Genomic DNA, 18,741 nt, shown 5'->3' with positions numbered 1-18,741 from the left:
CTGTTGCAGGGGAGCCGCTGGCGACGCGGGCGGCAGGATGGCGACCTTACTTCAAACGGCGATCCAGCACGAAGTACACCACGTTGCCCAGCCCGGTCGCACCGAGCAGCAGGGCGATCGCGCCGGGCGTGACCCGGTCGATACCGAGCAGATCGACCAGGCCGAAGGCCAGCGCCAGGGTCAGCAACACGCAGCCCCAATGCAGCGAGGCCAGCCGCCGCTTGGTGGTATCGCCGGCCAGCAGCGAGCGCACCAGCTCTTCCGAGCCGCGCGCTTCAACGATCCGGCGGCGCGTGTGGCCATCGACCACGCTCTTGATGGCATACACGATGCCGAGGATCAGGACGACGGGAAGAATCAGGTTGTAATCCATGGGGCGTTCGTTCCATTGAGGAGGGGCTTGTCCACTGAGATACGGCCAGGGCGGAATGGGTTGCACGGATCACGGTTGCAACCGATGGCGCACTCGACGTATCCCTATGGGGATGCGCATCCCGCCGCCCACCCCTGCCGACTGTCTGGACGCCGACCGGGCACTGGTCGCCGCTATTCTGTCGCGGCAGCCCGGCGCGTTCGAGCAGCTGGTGCGCGAGTATCAAGGGCTGTGCTGGCGCGTGGTCGACCGCATGGTCCGCCACCCCGACGACACCCGCGAACTGTGCCAGGAAGCCTTCCTGCGCATCCATCAGACGCTGCATCAGTACCGCGGCGAAAGCGCGTTGAAATCCTGGGTGGCGCAGGTCGCCTATTCGATCGCCAAGCGCCACCTGGAACGGCGCCGCATTCCGCTGGTGGAGAACACCGTAAGCGACGACGGCACCGCGTTGATCGATCGGATCGGCGATGGCATCGATCTGGAAGCACGCACCAGCGAGCAGGACATCAACACCCACCTGCACGCGGCGATCAATGCCCTGCCCCCGCTGCAACGCACGCTGCTCACCCTCTATCATCTGGAAGAGATCTCCATCGCCGAGATCGCCATCCTGACCGACCTGGCCGAAGGCACCATCAAGAGCCATCTGTTCCGCAGCCGGAAACGGCTGCGCGAGCTGCTCGAATCCCGTATTGGAGTGCCCGCATGAGCACCGCAGATGATCCCCGTATCGACCCCGAGGAATGGCAGGCCCAGGAACGTGGCCTGCGCGCGGCGCTGAGTGGCCAGCGTGCTGCGCCGGACGCCGCCGACTATCTGCGCATCGCCCAGGCCATTGCCTCCGCACCGCAGAGTGGGCCGCCGATGCGCTTCGCCCGTGAGGTCACGCTGCGCATTGCCCGGCATGACGCCGGTATCGAGCGTTGGGTGTCACGGGTATTGCTTGCCTTGTTGGCACTCGCCGTCCTGGCCATCGGGGCGATGTTCGGCCCGGCGTGGTGGGGCGCGATCAAGCAGAGCGCCGGGCCAACGGCATCCGGCTGGCTGCTGGTGGTCGCAGGCTGCGTGGGCGTGTCATGGCTGGCCGGTCGCTGGCGCACACGCGTCCAGAAGCACCCAAGGGCTTCCAGCAACTGCCCTACACCACCTCCACCGAACTGCTCGCCTACATCCGCGCCGAAACGCCGGCCGACCGCCAGCAGCGGGTGACGGACCTGTTCGAGAGAATCAGCTTCTACGACAACCGCGTCCTGACCGCGAGCGCGCAGAAGCGTGCCGATGCAACGTACGACGTCACTTTAACGCAGCTTCAGCGCGGGCCGTCGGCGAAGTCCTTGAGGATTTCGCCGACGCCGGACGGCGAGATTTCAAAGCCCAGCGATGTCCCCGGATTGATCACCACGCCGTAGCCGCCGGGGACGCGCTTTAGCACCTCCAGCATCAGCATGCGGATGGTGTGGGGGGCCTGCTGGCTGTGGAAACCGACGCGGCTCATATCGGTGAACACGGACACGTGCAACACGCCCTGCTTATCGAACAGCAGCGGATCGAAACCGCTGCCATCCGGCGTCACCAGGCTGCCGGTGAGCAGCACCACTTCGGACGCCACGAATGCCTTCATGAACAGGCCGATCGGCAGCTGACCATCCATCGCGGTCTTGAGCAGCGTTTCGATCGGGGTCTGGGGGGCGGCATCGTTCATGGAATGCAGGGGTATGGGTGGGGGCCGCTAGTGTACCGCCGGGGCTGTGGAGAGCCGGCCAGCGGCCGGCATTACGGGCGCGGTGGACCGCCGATCAGGTAGAGGTGGAACCGCGGGTCATCCTCGGCCAGCGCGACATGCGGCAGGCCAAGACGCGGCAGGGTCCGCAGCCAGTGGGCATGCGCAGCCACGTCGCCGCGGAACACTGCGAGCAGCCATTGCCCCTCGCCGGGGCGCACCAGTGCGTTGACCACGTAGGCCGCCAGGCCTTGCCGCCGGTACTTGGGAAGCACGAAGAGATCGGCCAGTTCAGGATAGTGGTGGCCGTCCCGTTCCACCCGGTCCACCAGCACGAAGCCGGCGAGTGCCTCGTCGACGAACAACAACCGCGCCCACTGTGGATCGTCGCGCAGCGAGGCCTCGACATCGCGCCGGTCACAGTCGAACAGACCATCAGGGCGAACTTCTTCTCCGCTCCAGGCCGACGCCTCGAAGTAGTAGAACTGCATCAGGTGGAACAGGCGCTCGGCGTCGTCGGGCGTCGCGGGGCGCAGGGACAGGCGTGACATGGAGAACGTACTCGAAAGGATCGCCTTGCGCGATCGCGAGCCCGATTGTAGTGCCCGGCCCACCGCGAACGGCAGGCCGGGCATCATCTGGCTACTTCGCCAGGCGCTTGGTGCGTGCCTGCTGATCGTCGACCGCCGCCTTCAACCGGGCCTGCAGCGCGGCCTGTTCGACCTGGGCATCCAGCACGAATACGCGCACGCCATGCGCAGGCACCTCGGCCTTCAGTGATCCCTTGACCGTCTGGTTGGCGCCGTCCAGCGCGTCGCGCCAAGTCCCGGCCTGCAGATAGCGGCGCACCTCAAGGGTGCGGGCGGTGTCGCCCTTGTTGAGCAGCACCAGCGCGGTCTGGGCGGTATCGCCTTGCTGCAGCACGCGGAAGAACGCCGCTTCATCGCCCTGCAGCCGCTCGTTGACCTGCAGACCGCGCTGCAGGGCGGGTGTGGCCTCACGCAGTTTGGCGATGCGCTGCAGCGGCGCGTAGATCGGGCTGTTCGGCGCGTCGTCGACGCGCGCCTGGCCGAAGTAGGCGCGGTTGCCGGCATGCTCGGCGCGGCTGCGCATGAAGCCGGTTTCCGAGCCGTAATAGATCACCGGAATGCCGCGTGCGGTGAACAGCCAGTTGTGGGCGTCGATGAACCCGGCATCGTTCGCGTCCAGCCGGGCCATATCGTGGTTGTCGTAGAAGCTCATCAGCTCGTACGGATTCGCATACGGCCCATCGAGCAGGTGCAGCGGCTCTGCCAGGATTTCAAAGCCTTTCTGTTCTTTGCCGAACACGGACGACAGTGCGCCACGCAGCGGAAAGTCCAGCACGCTGACATTCGCGTTGGCCGGCCAGGTGTGCTCGGCGATCTTGCTGGCGTCGTAGTCAAACGCTTCGCCGAACATGAACATGCCGGGATGCTCGGCACGGATGCGGTTGACGAAGGCATGCCACCACGGGTGCGGCAGCCAGCCGATGGTGTCGATGCGCAGCGCATCCACACCCTGCGCCGTCCACTGCAGGTAGGCGCCCACCAGGTAGTCCATCACCGCCGGGTTGTGCTCGTTGAAGTCGGACAGCTCGGCCAGGTTGCCATCGAAGATCGAGCCGTTCTTCCCGTCGACAGGGCCGATGCTGTTGTAGAAGGCATGCAGCGGGTTATGGACCGGATCCAACTGCTGCGGGGGCAGGTTCTGGTGATCGGCGATCAACGTGCCGTCCTTGTCGAATATCTGGCCGAACTGCGGCTGCGCCACCGGCATCGTCCACGCGGGCGAGCCATGGTTGCCGACGATATCCAGCACTACCTTCAGGTCAGCGGCATGCAGGCCGCGGGTGAACGCGGCGAAGTCCAGGTCCCTGCTCGGTAGATGCTCGTCGAGCGTATAGAAGTTGACGCCCCAGTAGCCGTGATAGCCGGTCTTGCCGCGGTCGGTCAGCGTGCTGGTGCAGCTGATCGGCTTGCTGCCGGTGAAGGCCTGGTCCGGGTTGTCGATGATCGGGGTGATCCACACCGCGCCGAAGCCCAGATTGCGGATGTACGCGGCGTTGTCGAGCACGCCCTTGAAGTCACCGCCGAGGTAGCCGATGTTGCCATCCACCTTGTCCGGGCAGGGCACCGGGATATCGAAGGTGGGATGCGCGCCGCCCTGATCGCGGTGATCGTTGGACGGATCGCCGTTGACGAAGCGGTCGGTAACCACGAAGTAGACCGCCTGGCTGGCGAACGGCTCACGCGTGCCGACATAGTCCGGGCGTTCGATGGCCAGGGCGGGACTGGCGGACAGCGCGAATGACAGGGCCAGCGACAACGACGAATACCGGAACATCAGACAACCTCCTGTTGGGATGGCACATACAGCACGCATAGACCGGCCAGCAGCAGGCTGCCGCCCCCGAGGGCGAGCACGTGCATCGGATCGCCGCCCAGCCAGGTGCGCAGCAGGAAGCCGAGCGCACTGGCCGCGACCAGCTGCGGGATCACGATGAAGAAATTGAACAGGCCCATGTAGATGCCCATCTTGGCCGCCGGCACGCTGTCCGACAGCAGCGCATACGGCAGCGACAGGATCGAGGCCCAGGCGAAGCCAACGCCGACCATGGACAGCAGCAGCCAGTGCGGATCACGGATGAACAGCATCGAGATCAGTCCCAGGCCGCCCAGCCACAGATTGACCAAGTGGCTCCAGCGCAGGCCCAGTGCGCGCACCATCACCGGGATCAGCAATGCGGCCAGCGCCGCGAAGCCGTTGTAGGCACCGAACAGCACGCCGACCCAGTTGGCCCCCTCGTTGTAGGCGGCCGACGCAGTATCGGTGGAGCCAAAATGGGTGCCGGCGACGGCGGCAGTGGTGTAGATCCACATCGCGAACAGCGCGAACCACGAGAAGAACTGCACCCAGGCCAAGCGACGCATGGTGCGCGGCATCGCACGCAGGTCGTCGACGATGGTGGCCAGCATGTTCGCCCCGGGCACACAGCGCGCCACCCCCAGCAGTACGCCATAGGCGATGCACAGGCCAGCCAGCACATACAGCATGCGGTCACCCTGCCGCGCCGCGATGGCGGCGGCCAACACGATGCCCACCGCCACCCAGCCGCCGATCTGCGCCCACGGCGGCGGTCCGGCCACGCGCGCACTCTGGTGCACCGCGGACGGCTCGGCATCATCGAAGCTGGCCAGCTCGGCCGGTGAGTATTCCCGGGTGCTGACCACCGTCCAGGTGATCGCCGCGAGCAGTACCGCGGCCCCGAAGTAGAACGCGTAGCGCACGGTATCGGGCACCTGCCCCGCGGCCGCTGTGTTGGCCACGCCGAACTGGGCCAGGATGAAAGGCAGGAAGCTGGCGACGATCGCACCGATGCCGATGAAGAAGCTCTGCATCGCAAAGCCGGTCGGCCGTTGCCGTGGAGCCAGCTGATCGCCGACGAACGCGCGGAACGGCTCCATCGATACGTTGATCGAGGCATCCAGTACCCACAGCGTACCCGCGGCGATCCACAGCGTCGGCGAGTTCGGCATCACCAGCAGGGCGAGCGTGGTCAGCACCGCACCGATCATGAAGAACGGGCGGCGGCGGCCCCAGCGCGTCCAGGTGCGGTCGGACAGGTAGCCGATCACCGGCTGCACCAGCAGGCCGGTCAATGGCGCGGCGATCCACAGCCCAGGCACCGCATCCATCGGCGCGCCGAGCGTCTCGAAGATGCGGCTGGCATTGGCGTTCTGCAGGGCGAAGCCGAACTGGATGCCGAGGAAGCCGAAGCACATGTTCCAGATCTGCCAGAACGACAGCGTTGGTTTGGGCGACCGGCTCATCGGCGCGGCTCCGTCGAGGCCGCGACCGGCATCAGGGTCAGCGCGGACACGCGGGCTTGATTGAGCACGCCCTCACTGCCGCCCTTGCCGCCGTTGTACTGCGCGAAGTGGGTCAACGCGCTCATGTTGAAGCCCTCGTCCAACGTGATGCGGCAGGCGCGTGCCGGTAGCTCGAATTCAACCGCCGTGGAGTCCTGTTCGCCCACGCTGTGCGGCATCACGATGGGGCGGCGCTGCTCCGGTTGACCCTCGCATTGCAGCACCAGCGCCTTCACCGCTGCGGTCACACCGGTGTTGATCGGGCCGTTCGGGTTGTCGTAGCGCAGGCGTGCACGCCAGCGGCCGGCGGTCGGTGCGGTCCACTGCCAGTGCCTGTCGCCGGCCAGCACCTGCTGCGGGCCGATGCAGGTCATCGGGCTGTGCAGCGATTCCAGAGTGCCCTCCCGGCGGGTCAGGCTCAGGCAGTGACTGGCACCGTCCCTGGCAATCGTGGCGACACCCCGTGTGGGCGTCAGCGTCTGGCCGTCGCGCCACAGCACGTGCCCGGCGGGCACCGTGATCTGCCAGCCTGCCGTCGTTTCACGCGGCACCGGGGCAGCGGGGGTGGCCGGGGCGAACACCGCCGAGGGACGCAGGATCGCTGGTGATGGCGTCGCGCCCGTGGCATGCAACGGCACCAGCTGCACCGTGGTGATGCTGCCATCGCGCTGGATGTCACCCGCCACCAGCAGCTCGCCGGCAAGCTGCTTCGGTCGCACCAGCACGTAATGCTGCTTGCCGTCGTCCAGGCGGATGCGGTCTTGCTCACCGAACAGCGTCGGCACCAGCGACACCGGCAGCTTCGGCGCGATGCGGCCATCGTCTTCCACGCCGAACACCCCTTCCAGCACCATCGAGAGGTACCCGGCCACCGACCACAGCTGCCGCGGCGAATTGACCACCGGGCCGCTGAGCACGCCTTCATCGACATGCACCGCCAGCGTGCGCATCTCGTAGTTCTCCATGTTGGAGCCGGCCAGCGCGGTGCCGCGCATCAGCGACTCGATCTCCATGGCGATGCGCGGGGCATCATCCAACCGGCGGGCTGCCCGCAGCGAGTACGCGCTGACGAAGGGCCAGATGCCGCGGTTGTGGTAGATCGGCTGCTGCGCTTCCTGCGGCCAGACGACCGGGCTGCCACCGGCCACGGCCGGGTAGTTCGCCAGCGCGCGGCGTGCGCGATCGGCCGGGAACACATCGGCCAGCACGCCCAGCGAGAGCGCGAGCAGGTCGTACTTGGCGTACGGCACCGGGTGCGCCGCCTCGCCGATGTAGCTCATGTACTGACCGGCATCCTCGCGCCAGAAGCGTGTGTCGACCTGGCGGGCCAGCGCATCGGCCCATTGGCCGTAGGTGGTGGCGCGCGCGTCGCCGTGCTGGCGTGCCAGCTGCTCGGCCAGTCGCAGCGCCTGGTAATGCAGCACGTTGGTGGACAGCGCGAAGGACTCGCCGATGAAGCGCACATCCTCGCGGGTCCAGTCCGGGTAGGTCTGCTCGCGCCAATCCAGGAACGAGGTCTCACCGCGATACAGCCCGACCCGCGCATCGAACACCGCCTCGCGATCCTGCGCCAGAGTGGCCTGCAGTGCCTGCCAGACCTGGTCGGCAAATGCCGCGTCATCCAGCAGCCCACCTGCGGCCAGGAACCACACCACGCGGTCGCTGCTGATCGGCCAGCTGCCGCCGGAGCCGGTGTCTTGGGCGACGAACAGGCCGGGCGTATGCCCATCGCGTGCGGTGGACAGTTTGAACTGCAGCGACTGGCGCGTGCGTACGGGATCCAGACGCGACAGCGCCAGATCGGCGGCGAAGCTCACATCACGGGTCCACACGTAGGGCCAGCGTTCGCCGGTCTGGAAGCAGGCACAAGGAACCGGCTTGCCGTGATTGAAGGCGGGGTCGCGGATCGCATCGACGCGGTCGGCCTCCATCTCCTGCTGGGCCAACCCGAACAGCGCATCGAACAGCACACTGCCGGTTTCGCTGCGCATCGGCTGCGCACTGACGCGCACCTCGCCCTGCGGCGCGTGCAGACGGTAGCCACCTTCGGCGGCGGTCTCGGCGCGCGTATGGCAGCCGTCGAAGTCCAGGTCGGCCGCACGTGCGGTGGACCCCATCGCCGCCCCGAGGGCAACGGTCAGGCAGATCATCTTCAGCATCGAAGTGGCGAACCGGCTCACGCCTGTTGCCTCCCTCCCCTTTGCTCGCGTTGTAGGTCCGCACCGCCTCGCGGCAATGCGCTCGCGGCCCCCTCCCAGGGTGCCTTGGGCCCATGGTAGACGGCACGCCGCAGCCTGCATCGAGCTGCATACGTATTCATGGCCAGGGCGGTCGGCAATCGCGACCGCGTCGCTATAGTCCGGAGGGTGTTTTCGGCCGCCTTGGGAGGGGAAATGCCGTCACTGTCGCATCCAACGGACGGGCATCACGCACGTCGTCGCCTGCCCCTGCTGGGCTGGATCTTCTGCGCATTCAGCGCCACCGCCTTTGCCGAGCCGGTCACCGTGGCCAGCGTCGACTCGCCCGGCAAGGTGCTGCGCGTGTCACTGCAACTGGACGGCGGGAACCCCAGCTACCGGGTTGAACGGTTCGGCGAGGCCGTGGTGGACACCTCCAAGCTCGGCTTCCAGCTGCGCGATGGCCGTCTGGACCGTGATCTTGCCGTGCTTGGCCAGCAGTCGCGCAGCGTCGATGAAACCTGGGAACAGCCGTGGGGCGAGCGCCGGCTTACCCGCAACCACTTCAACGAAGTGGTCGTGCAGCTGGCCGAACGCAGTGGCGCCAAGCGTCGCATCGATCTGGTGTTCCGGGTCTATGACGACGGCCTGGGCTTCCGCTACCACTTCCCCGAGCAGCCGGGTATGCGCGAGGCGATCATCGACGATGAGCTGACCGAGTTCGCGATCGCACCGACCTCCACCGCCTGGTGGATTCCGGCCGGTGAGCCGATTCACTACGAATATCTCTACCAGCGCACGCCGCTGGACCAGGTGCCGCTGGCACATACGCCGATGACGCTGCGCAGCCGCGATGGCCTGCATGTCGCCATCCACGAAGCGGCGCTGGTGGACTACGCCGGCATGTGGCTGCGCCGCACCGAGGGCCAGCGCCTGCGCGCGCAGCTGTCGCCCTCGGCGGAAGGCTGGAAAGTGCGGCGCAGCCTGCCCTTCAATACCCCGTGGCGCACCCTGCAGATCAGCGACACCGCCGGCGGACTGGTTGAGTCCAGCCTGATCCTCAACCTCAACGAGCCCAACGTGCTGGGCGACGTCAGCTGGGTGAAGCCCTCCAAGTACCTGGGCGTGTGGTGGTCGATGCACCTGGATGAGGAGAGCTGGGCCACCGGCCCACGGCACGCCGCGACCACGGCCAAGACCAAGCGCGTGATCGACTTCGCCGCCCGGCATGGTTTCCGCGGCGTACTGGTGGAAGGCTGGAATCCGGGCTGGAACGGTGACTGGGTCGGCAATGGCTACGCCTTCGATTTCACCCGGCCCACCGCGGACTTCGATATCGAGGCCCTGTCGGCTTACGGCGCGAAGAAGGGCGTGCACCTGATCGGCCACCATGAAACCGGCTGCGCGATCGAACACTACGAAGATCAGCTCGGCGCGGCGCTGGATCTGTATGCGCGGCTGGGCGTGGATTCGTTCAAGAGCGGCTACGTCTGCGACGACGGCCAGGTCGACCGCCGCAACCCGGCCGGTGGCCCGCTGTGGCGCGAGTGGCACGACGGCCAGTTCATGGCCCGCCATCACCTCAAGGTGGTGCAGGAAGCAGCCAAGCGGCATATCTCGGTGAATCCGCACGAGCCGATCAAGGACACCGGCCTGCGCCGCACCTACCCGAACTGGATCAGCCGGGAAGGCGCGCGTGGCATGGAATACAACGCCTGGGGCCAGCCGCCGAACCCACCCGAGCACGAGGTCAACCTGGTGTTCACCCGCATGCTGTCCGGGCCGCTGGATTACACCCCCGGCATCCTGAGCCTGAAGGGCCGCGGCGGTCAGGCGATCCCCAGCACGCTGGCTCGCCAGCTCGCACTGTACGTGACGCTCTACAGCCCGATCCAGATGGCCGCCGACCTGCCCGAGCACTATGAGCAGCACCGTGAGGCCTTCCGCTTCATCGAAGACGTCGCGGTGGACTGGGACGACACCCGCGTGCTCGACGGCGAGGTGGGCGACTACGTGACCATCGTGCGCAAGGACCGCCACAGCCGCGACTGGTTCCTGGGCAGCATCACCGACGAACACGGCCGCGTGCTGCCCGTTTCGCTGGGCTTCCTGGAGCCGGGTGTGCGCTACCGCGCGGAGATCTACCGCGATGGCGACGGCGCCGATTTCCGCAGCAATCCCTTCGCCTTCGTGCGCGAAACCCGCGAGGTCACCAGCGCCGACGCGCTGGCGCTGGTGCTTGCGCCCGGTGGCGGCCAGGCGATCCGTTTTACGCCGCTGTAGACCTGATCAGAGGTGGCCTCGACATCGCCCCATGACGTGTAGTGCCGGCCGCTGGCCGGCTCCTGCATCTGCATGGCATCCCGGGGATGCCGGGCAGCGGCCGGCACTACCATCGACGGTTGCATGGCAGAACGTGGCGCAGCAGCGCGACTGCGATAACGCGCCTGTAATCGCTTCCAACGCTGCAAACGTCATTGAATACGTATGCAGGGTGATTCCCGCAGCCGATGCGCTGCCTACCATAGCCACGCAGTCAACGGCCACCGCGCCATGACGCTCCCGGGGTCCTCCGGGCAACCAAAAAATCGATTGGCAACATTGCCTGGGAGGGGAAAATGTTGAACCGCAAGCGCAGCGCGCTGAGTCTCGCGCTGGCCGTCGCCCTGACGCCGTTGATGGCGTCGGCACAGACCGCCGAACCCAGTACCACCACCACACCGACCGGCACGGCGGCAACCAATCTGGACACCGTCCAGGTCACCGGCATCCGCCGCGGCATCGAGAACGCGATCGCGATCAAGCAGGACGCCACCTCGGTGGTCGAAGCGATTTCGGCCGAGGACATCGGCAAACTGCCCGACGTGAGCATCGCCGAATCGCTGGGCCGCCTGCCCGGTCTGGCCGCCCAGCGTGTGGCCGGCCGCGCCCAGGTGATCAGCGTGCGCGGTCTGTCGCCGGACTTCGCCACCACCCTGCTCAACGGGCGCGAAGTGGTCAGCACCGGTGACAACCGCAGCGTCGAGTTCGATCAGTACCCCTCGGAACTGGTCAACGGCGTGACCGTGTACAAGACCCCGGATGCAGCGCTGGTCGGCCAGGGCCTGTCGGGCACCATCGACATGCAGACCGTGCGCCCGCTGAGCTTCGCCGAGCGCGTGATCGCCATCAGCGGCCGCTACCAGAAGAGCTCGCTGGGCAAGGCCGCCAACGTCGACCCGTACGGCAACCGCTTCAGCGCCAGCTACATCGACCAGTTCCTCGACAACACGCTGGGCATCTCGATCGGCTACGCGCACAGCGACATGCCCATCCAGGAAAACCAGGTCGGCCTGTACGAACCGTGGACCACCGAGCAGACCGACCTAGGCAATCGCCCCGGCCTGGCCCCGGGCACGGTGTTCTCCGACGGCATCAAGGCGCTGCGCCGCACCGGCAACAACGAGCGCGACGGCGTGATGGCCACCGTGCAGTTCCGCCCGTCGAACGTGTGGACCAGCACCCTGGATGCGTTCCACACCGAAGCCGAGCAGATCGATACTGCCAACCAGTTCGAGGTCAACCTCAGCAACTACAACGGCGGTTACACCCCGGGCCTGCTGATCACCAACCCGCAGGTCAACGCCGATGGCACCTTCGCCGGCGGCGTGGCGACCGGCGTGTATCCGCTGGTGCGCGGCATGTACAACAAGCGCAAGGACAAGATCGACGCGTTCGGCTGGAACAACGAGTTCAACTTCGAACGCGTCAAGGTCGTCGCGGATGTGAACTACTCCAAGGCCACGCGCAACGAACTGAACCTGGAGAACAACCTGCAGCTCACCCCGATGCCGCAGCTGGATTCGGTCGGGGTGGTGGTCAAGCCGGACGGGTTCTCGCAGATCAGCCCGGGCCTGGACTATTCCAACCCGGACGCGCTGTTCCTGACCAACACCATCTACGGCTCCGGCTACGGCAAGGTGCCGATGGTCGAAGACCGCCTGAAGGGCGCCCGCCTGAAGGGCGCCCGCCTGCAGGCCACCTTCGCGATGCCCGACTCGCTGCCGTGGTTCTCCGATGTGGACGTGGGCGTGAACTACGCCGACCGCCGCAAGGACAAGACCCAGGCCGAGGGCAACATCCTGCTTGGCGACCAGGGCGATGCCAACATCGCCGGTGACCTGCAGTACGCACCGGTCAATCTGGGCTTCGCCGGTATCGGCTACATCCCGGCCTGGAACGTGCCGGCTGCGGTGGACCGCTACATGGTCTTCAACCCGGTCACCAACCTGGACTACCTGATTCCCAAGGCCTGGACGGTGCAGGAAAAGACCAGCACCGCGTGGATCCGCGCCAACATCAACACCGACCTCGGTGAGGTAGGCCTGCGCGGCAACATCGGCGTGCAGATGGTGCGCACCGACCAGAGCTCGCAGTCCAACTACTTCGACCGCTCGCGTCCCGATGGCCAGAACATCCTGCCGATCGATGACGGCAAGACCTACACCGATTGGCTGCCGAGCTTGAACCTGGCCTTCATGTTCCCGCACCAGCAGACGCTGCGCTTCGCCGTGGCCAAGCAGGTGGCACGCCCGCGCGTGGACCAGATGCGGGCCGGCCTGGAGTTCGGCGTGGACACCGCCACCGGCAAGCCCGGTGGCAGCGGTGGCAACCCGCTGCTGGATCCGTGGCGCGCCAACGCGATCGACCTCTCGTACGAAAAGTACTTCGGCGAAAAGGCCTACGTGGCCGCCGCGGTGTTCTTCAAGGATCTCAAGTCCTACGTCTACACGCAGTCGCGCGACGACTACGACTTCAGCGACCTGCTGGCCAGCTACGTACCGCCGCCGGGCATGATCGTCCCGGTCCTGCCGACCGGCACGTTCTCGGCCCCGCAGAACGGCCAGGGTGGCAAGCTGAAGGGCCTGGAGCTGACCGCCTCGTTCCCGCTGGAGATGCTGACGGAGAGCCTTCGTGGCTTCGGCGTGCAGGCCAGTGCGACGTTCAACGACAGTGACATCAAGATCCTGGATCCGGAAAGCGCCTCCAGCGTGGGCAGCGATCCGATCAGCCTGCCGGGCCTGTCCGAACGCGTGTACAACTTCACCGCGTACTACGAGCGCAGTGGGTTCGAGGCCCGCGTGAGCCAGCGCCGTCGTTCGGATTTCATCGGTGAGATCGGCAACTTCAACGGCAACCGGACGCTGCGCTATGTGGTCGGTGAGAACGTGACGGATGCGCAGGTCAGTTATACGTTCGCCGACAGCAGCAGTCTGCATGGGCTGACGCTGTTGCTGCAGGGAAGCAATCTGACCAACGAGCCGTATCGCACCTACGCTGGCACGAAGGATCGTCCGCTGGAGTACGTGGAGTGGGGCCGCACGTACATGCTGGGCGTGAACTACAAGTTCTGATGTTGCTCTTGTCAGCCACTTAGTGGCGACATCGGGAACCCGCTGCTTGTGCAGCGGGTTTTTTGTTGGCTTCTCTCTGACTCTGAAGAGCGTCAGCGCCGGCTGTCCGTGGGCTGGTCGGGGGTGTGTGGATTCGCGGGGCGCGCCGTAAACCCATCCATGGGGGCTCGTGAGCCGCATCCATGCGGCACAACGGTCCCGCCAACCCACACACCCCCGCCCTTCGACAGTGGGTTGGTGGCCATGGCACAGCAAGGCGTCTACCGCCGTGTCAGTTTTGCGTTTCGATCACCGCGAAGTCTGGGCAGGTTGACTGAGCCATCAAGCAAGCGCCGCTTTTCCATTGCACACCGACACCCTGTCAAAGGGTGGGCAGGGGTGGGTTGGCGGGACCGTATGCCGCCATGGATGGCGGCATACGAGCTTACATGGACGTACTTGCAGCGGGTCCCGCTGACCCACCCCTGCCCGCCCAAACCAGCACGTTTACAGCCCCGAGTGCTGTGGCTGTGGCTGTGGCTGTGGCTGTGGCTGTGGCTGTGGCTGTGGCTGTGGCTGTGGCTGTACCCCAACGCACGAACGCAAGACAAAAAAAGGGCGAGGCACCTGGCCCCGCCCTCTCAATACCACCGGAACACCGATCAGCCGCGTCGCGCGCAATACATCGACTGCGCCGGCAACACCAGCTCATTACCAACAACCTCGCCCACGTCCGGACCAGGCACATGCATCGTCTGCCAATCACCCACCGGCAGCGCAACCCGAGCAGTCTCGGCCGACAGATTGAACGCCAACAGCAACGTCTCCTCCCCGTGCACCCGCTCGAACATCAGCACCGGCTCAGCGCACGCAAGAAAACGGATGTCGCCCACCAACAGTGCCGGCATCGTCCGCCGCCATGCCAGGAACCGACGGAACGCATTCAACACCGAATGCGGATCCTGTTCCTGCGTCTCCACCGACGCAGCCTGATGCTCCGCCGGAATCGGCAGCCACGGCTCACCCGTCGTGAAGCCCGCCTTCGGTGCATCCAGCCACGGCATCGGCGTACGGCAACCGTCGCGGCCCTTGAAGTTCGGCCAGAACGTAATGCCGTAAGGATCCTGCAGCGCCTCGAACGGCACGTCCGCCTCGCCCAGTCCCAGTTCCTCGCCCTGGTACAGGCAGATCGAACCGCGCAGCGAACACAGCATGGCCACCAGCATGCGCGCCAGGCGCGGCTGTGCCGGATGACCGCCCCAGCGCGTTACCGCGCGCTCCACATCGTGGTTGGAGATCGCCCAGCACGGCCAGCCTTCGGTCATCGTCGCTTCCAGCCGCGACACGGTGTCGCGGATGTAACCGGCGCTGAAATCCTTCACCAGCAGTTCGAAGCTGTAGCCCATGTGCAGGCGGCCCAGCGCGGTGTATTCGGCCGTAGTCGCCAGCGAATCTTCCGCGGAAATTTCACCCAGGCTGACCGATCCCGGGTACGCGTCCAACAGCACGCGCAGCTGCTCGATGAAGCCGATGTTCTCCGGCTGCGTGTTGTTGTAATAGTGGTACTGGTAGGCGTACGGATTGTCCGCGCTGAAGCCACGGCCGAGGCGTTTTTCCAGCGGCTTGGCCGGGTTGTCACGCAGCTGTGCGTCGTGGAAACAGAAATTGATCGAATCCAGGCGGAAGCCATCCACGCCACGGTCGAGCCAGAACCGCACGTAGTCCAACGTGGCCTGCTGCACTGCCGGGTTATGGAAGTTCAGGTCGGGCTGGTCGGCCAGGAAGTTGTGCAGGAAATACTGCTCACGCCGCGGCTCCCACTGCCAGGCCACGCCCCCGAAGATCGACATCCAGTTGTTGGGCGGGGTGCCGTCCTCGCGTGGATCGGCCCACACGTACCAGTCCGCCTTGGGATTGGTGCGGTCCTGCCGGCTCTCCTGGAACCAGGCATGGTCGATCGAGGTATGGCTGAACACCTGGTCGATCATCACCTTCAGGCCCAGCGCATGCGCCTTGGCCAGCAACTCGTCGAAATCGGCGAGTGTGCCGAACAACGGGTCGACGTCGCGGTGGTCGGCGATGTCATAGCCGAAGTCGGCCATCGGTGATTTGAAGAACGGCGAGACCCAGATCGCGTCGACGCCGAGCGCGGCGACATAGTCCAGGCGCTCGATGATGCCGGGCAGGTCGCCCACGCCATCCCCGTTGGCGTCCAGGAAACTGCGCGGGTAGATCTGATAGATGACGGCACCGCGCCACCATGGAGACTGCGACATTGGGGCCCCCCTTCGGGCTTCCACGGCACCCGCGAGGGGGCCAGAAACGAACCCGACAAGCTTAGCGGGGCGCCTCCAGCGGTGGGGTCGCCTGCATACGTATTCACGCCGGATCGCGGTGCGCGGGGCGTTCCGGGCGCCCGGTCAGGCCGCGGCGCGCCCGGCATGTGGCAGGGGCCGGCGGCCAAGGTCGGCACGATCCGGCGCCCTGCCCCGCGCCTTGACCGGACCACCGGCGCGTCTTCGCGGGCGGAATACGACCGCACCGCCTATAATTCCGCCCAAGCCTGAAAGTCAGACCGCATGACCATCACCGAAGACACCCGCCCCGCGCTGGGCCTGCCCCAGATCCAGACGCTCGCCGCGCCCGACATGGACGCCGTCGATGCGCTGATTCGTCGCCGACTGTCCTCGGATGTCGTGCTGATCAACCAGATCGCCGACCACATCATCTCGGCCGGCGGCAAGCGCCTGCGCCCGATGCTGGTGATGCTGGCCGGCCACGCGGTCGGCCAGGCCGGCCCGGAACACCATCAGCTGGCGGCAATCATCGAGTTCATCCACACCTCGACGCTGCTGCATGACGACGTGGTGGACGAATCCAGCCTGCGCCGCGGCCGCAGCACCGCCAATGCGCTGTGGGGCAATGCTCCCAGCGTCCTGGTCGGGGATTTCCTGTACTCGCGCAGCTTCCAGCTGATGGTCGAACTGGACCGCATGCCGGTCATGCGGATCCTCGCCGATACGACCAACCGGATCGCCGAGGGTGAGGTGCTGCAGCTGCTGCATGTCCACAACCCGGATACGGACGAAGCGGCCTATCTGCGCGTGATCGAGCGCAAGACCGCGGTGCTGTTCGCCGCCGGCACCCGTCTGGGCGCGCTGGCCAGCGGCGTGGACGAAGCCACCCAGCAGGCGCTGTACGACTACGGCATGGCGTTGGGCTACGCCTTCCAGATCGCCGACGACGTGCTGGACTACTCGGCCAATGCCGAGGAGCTGGGCAAGAACCTGGGCGACGACCTTGCCGAGGGCAAGGCCACCCTGCCGCTGATCCACGCGATGGCGCATTCCGATGCCACCACCCGCGAGCGCCTGCGCGAGATCGTGCAGAACGGTGACGCCGAGGCGATGCCCGAGGTGCTGGCGGCCATCCACGCTACCGGCGGGCTGGACTACAGCCGCGCCCGCGCCGAAGAGTACGCCGATGCCGCCGAGCGTGCGCTCGACGGCCTGGCCGACAACGATGCCGTGGCCGCTCTTCGCGGGCTGGCCCGTTACGCGGTGCAGCGCTCGCATTGACCGGAGGCGTGCCGACCAACGGTCGGCACCTACCGGCGTGTCGTCTCGAACCGCTCCTCGAAGAACTCGTCCAGCGCCTTCCACGCGCGCTTGGCCGCGCGTTCGTTGTACTGGCACCCCGGCGGACTGTTCGCATCCGACTCGGCAAAGCAGTGCACCGCGCCGCTGTAGTTGGTGAACTCCCAGTCCACCTTCGCAGCATTCATTTCCTGCTCGAAGCTGGCGATGTCGTCCTTGCTCACGCTCTTGTCGTCGGCGCCATTGAGCACCAGCACGGAGGGATGGGTTCCACCGGCCTTGGCCGGCAGCGGCGAGCCCAGCCCACCGTGCAGGCTGACCACACCGGCCAGCGGTGCGCCAGCGCGCGCCAGCTCCAGCACCGTGGTGCCGCCGAAGCAGAACCCGACCGCGCCGATCCGGCTGGCATCCAGCGGTGCCTTGCCGGCCTGCGCCTTCAGCACCTCGATCGCCTTGAGCGCACGCGCCCGCAGCACGGGACGGTCATTGCGCAGCTTGGTCGCCACCGGACCCGCCTCGGCGTCGGTCTTCGGGCGCACGCCCTTGCCGTACACATCGGCCACCAGCACCACGTAGTCATCGCCGGCCAGCTGCTTGGCCTTGGCGATGGCCGACTCGTTGACGCCCTTCCAGTTGGGCACCATCACCAGGCCCGGGCGTTTGTCGTTGTCACTGTCGTCATAGACCAGCACCCCGCTGAAGGTGGTGCCATCCTGGGTCCACTCCACCGGCTTGGCCTGCATCGCCGCCAGCGCGGGCAGCGCCGTCATGCCCAACAGTACCGCTGCACCCCACCGCCATTGCGTGTTCATGCGCCTGCTCCCGACAGAAAGAGCCCCGAGTGTATGACGGTCGGCTGACGGGACCGTGTAGACGCGCCGGCGCGACGTGCAACCCCGTGATCTGACAGGCCGGCCACGCCCGACCTCATCTGAATTAACTACCTCCGTCCCTGTTATGGCAGGCTGGCCGGCCCCTGTGCATGGAACAGCTCATGAGCCTTGTCGACCGCTTCCTTTCCGGCCTGGTGCCGCGCCTGCCCGAAGACGATGCGCGGATGTGGGCCTGGGTCGAGGGCGCCAGCGCGGCCGATCTGGCGCGCCTGCGCGAGCGCTGGCCGCAGGTGCCCGAGAGCCTGGTTGCGCTGCTGACGCGGGTCGATGGCACGCATTTCCGCACCTACCCGGGTGGCGAGGCGGTGGTACTGATGCTGGGCTCGGATGTCGAGGAGGGGCACTACCCCTACTACCTGCGCTCGGTAGCGCAGGTATTCGAGGACAGCGCGCAGTGGGATGACAGCATCCGCTCGATCTACGAGGAGTGGCTGGAGGAAGACCCCGAGATTCTTGGCGAGGGCATTGACGCGGATCTGCCGATGGGCAAGCGCCTGTGCTTCTCGCACTGCATGAACAACGGTGGCACCTCGGTGCTGTATCTGGATTTCGATCCCGCACCGGGCGGCACGGCCGGCCAGGTGGTGCGCTACCTGCACGACCCGGACAGCTACCGGGTGATCGCGCCGAGCTTCGATGTTTATCTGCAGCAGCTCATCGACGGGGACTACGCGTTCATCGATGAAGAAGAAGCCTGATGCCTGCATCACCGGCGTA

General features: G+C 66.4%; 14 protein-coding genes and 1 pseudogene. 7 read left to right on the top strand and 8 right to left on the bottom strand.

The features are described 5' to 3' along the window. Positions 1-46: 46 nt before the first annotated feature. Complete coding sequence (locus BCL79_RS17295; RefSeq protein ID WP_121043262.1) at positions 47-373, bottom strand: hypothetical protein; 327 nt, start codon at positions 371-373, stop codon at positions 47-49. Positions 374-485: 112 nt separating this feature from the next. On the opposite strand from BCL79_RS17295, the gene BCL79_RS17290 reads away from it, so the two are divergent. The 3 genes and pseudogenes from BCL79_RS17290 to BCL79_RS20530 all read left to right on the top strand — a co-directional run. Next, positions 486-1,085, top strand: coding sequence for an RNA polymerase sigma factor (locus BCL79_RS17290; RefSeq protein WP_121043260.1), 600 nt, complete (start codon positions 486-488; stop codon positions 1,083-1,085). Then, positions 1,082-1,585 carry a hypothetical protein gene (locus BCL79_RS20145; protein WP_147433922.1) on the top strand — a complete coding sequence of 168 codons (504 nt, stop codon included), beginning with the start codon at positions 1,082-1,084 and terminating at the stop codon, positions 1,583-1,585. The genes BCL79_RS17290 and BCL79_RS20145 overlap by 4 nt, the downstream gene beginning before the upstream one ends. After that, positions 1,495-1,677, top strand: a pseudogene (locus BCL79_RS20530) (hypothetical protein); the annotation flags it as partial. The gene BCL79_RS20145 and the pseudogene BCL79_RS20530, both read left to right, overlap by 91 nt. Positions 1,678-1,685: 8 nt before the next feature. Here the strand turns inward: BCL79_RS20530 and BCL79_RS17280 are convergent. The 5 genes from BCL79_RS17280 to BCL79_RS17260 form a co-directional block, all read right to left on the bottom strand. Then, positions 1,686-2,078 carry an SseB family protein gene (locus BCL79_RS17280; protein ID WP_121043258.1) on the bottom strand — a complete coding sequence of 131 codons (393 nt, stop codon included), beginning with the start codon at positions 2,076-2,078 and terminating at the stop codon, positions 1,686-1,688. A 71-nt stretch (positions 2,079-2,149) separates the two neighbouring features. Next, positions 2,150-2,647, bottom strand: a complete 498-nt coding sequence (locus BCL79_RS17275; RefSeq protein ID WP_183073814.1) for a GNAT family N-acetyltransferase — start codon at positions 2,645-2,647, stop codon at positions 2,150-2,152. A gap of 91 nt (positions 2,648-2,738) precedes the next feature. Further along, the gene (locus BCL79_RS17270; RefSeq protein WP_121043253.1) at positions 2,739-4,460 is read right to left on the bottom strand and encodes an alpha-amylase family glycosyl hydrolase; all 1,722 of its coding nucleotides are present in this window, start codon (positions 4,458-4,460) and stop codon (positions 2,739-2,741) included. Further along, a complete protein-coding gene (locus BCL79_RS17265; protein WP_121043251.1) occupies positions 4,460-5,947 on the bottom strand; it encodes an MFS transporter in 1,488 nt (495 codons plus the stop codon). The genes BCL79_RS17270 and BCL79_RS17265 overlap by 1 nt, the downstream gene beginning before the upstream one ends. Then, entirely contained in the window at positions 5,944-8,145 is a 2,202-nt protein-coding gene (locus tag BCL79_RS17260) for a Six-hairpin glycosidase-like protein (protein WP_121043249.1), read from the bottom strand. The genes BCL79_RS17265 and BCL79_RS17260 overlap by 4 nt, the downstream gene beginning before the upstream one ends. 234 nt (positions 8,146-8,379) lie before the next feature. On the opposite strand from BCL79_RS17260, the gene BCL79_RS17255 reads away from it, so the two are divergent. Then, positions 8,380-10,446 (top strand): glycoside hydrolase family 97 protein, encoded by a 2,067-nt coding sequence (locus tag BCL79_RS17255; protein ID WP_259462205.1) that lies wholly within the window; start codon positions 8,380-8,382, stop codon positions 10,444-10,446. A 335-nt stretch (positions 10,447-10,781) separates the two neighbouring features. Continuing rightward, complete coding sequence (locus tag BCL79_RS17250) at positions 10,782-13,556, top strand: TonB-dependent receptor (RefSeq protein WP_183073813.1); 2,775 nt, start codon at positions 10,782-10,784, stop codon at positions 13,554-13,556. A gap of 641 nt (positions 13,557-14,197) precedes the next feature. Here the strand turns inward: BCL79_RS17250 and BCL79_RS17245 are convergent. Continuing rightward, complete coding sequence (locus tag BCL79_RS17245; RefSeq protein ID WP_121043244.1) at positions 14,198-15,811, bottom strand: alpha-glucosidase; 1,614 nt, start codon at positions 15,809-15,811, stop codon at positions 14,198-14,200. A 303-nt stretch (positions 15,812-16,114) separates the two neighbouring features. On the opposite strand from BCL79_RS17245, the gene BCL79_RS17240 reads away from it, so the two are divergent. Continuing rightward, on the top strand, positions 16,115-17,113 hold the full coding sequence (locus BCL79_RS17240) for a polyprenyl synthetase family protein (protein WP_121043242.1): 999 nt from the start codon (positions 16,115-16,117) through the stop codon (positions 17,111-17,113). Between the two features lie 29 nt (positions 17,114-17,142). On the opposite strand, the gene BCL79_RS17235 is transcribed toward BCL79_RS17240, so the two are convergent. Then, positions 17,143-17,943: a dienelactone hydrolase family protein gene (locus BCL79_RS17235; protein WP_121043240.1), complete on the bottom strand. Its 801-nt coding sequence runs from the start codon at positions 17,941-17,943 to the stop codon at positions 17,143-17,145. Between the two features lie 182 nt (positions 17,944-18,125). Here BCL79_RS17235 and BCL79_RS17230 point away from each other — a divergent pair, with 182 nt between their 5' ends. Then, positions 18,126-18,722: an SMI1/KNR4 family protein gene (locus BCL79_RS17230; RefSeq protein WP_121043238.1), complete on the top strand. Its 597-nt coding sequence runs from the start codon at positions 18,126-18,128 to the stop codon at positions 18,720-18,722. The last annotated feature ends 19 nt before the right edge of the window (positions 18,723-18,741 follow it).

It is taken from the genome of Stenotrophomonas rhizophila (assembly GCF_003651185.1).
GTDB lineage: Bacteria > Pseudomonadota > Gammaproteobacteria > Xanthomonadales > Xanthomonadaceae > Stenotrophomonas > Stenotrophomonas maltophilia_Z.
The sequence above is the reverse complement of the archived record's forward strand: the minus strand, read 5'-3'. Positions and strand labels throughout refer to the sequence as shown.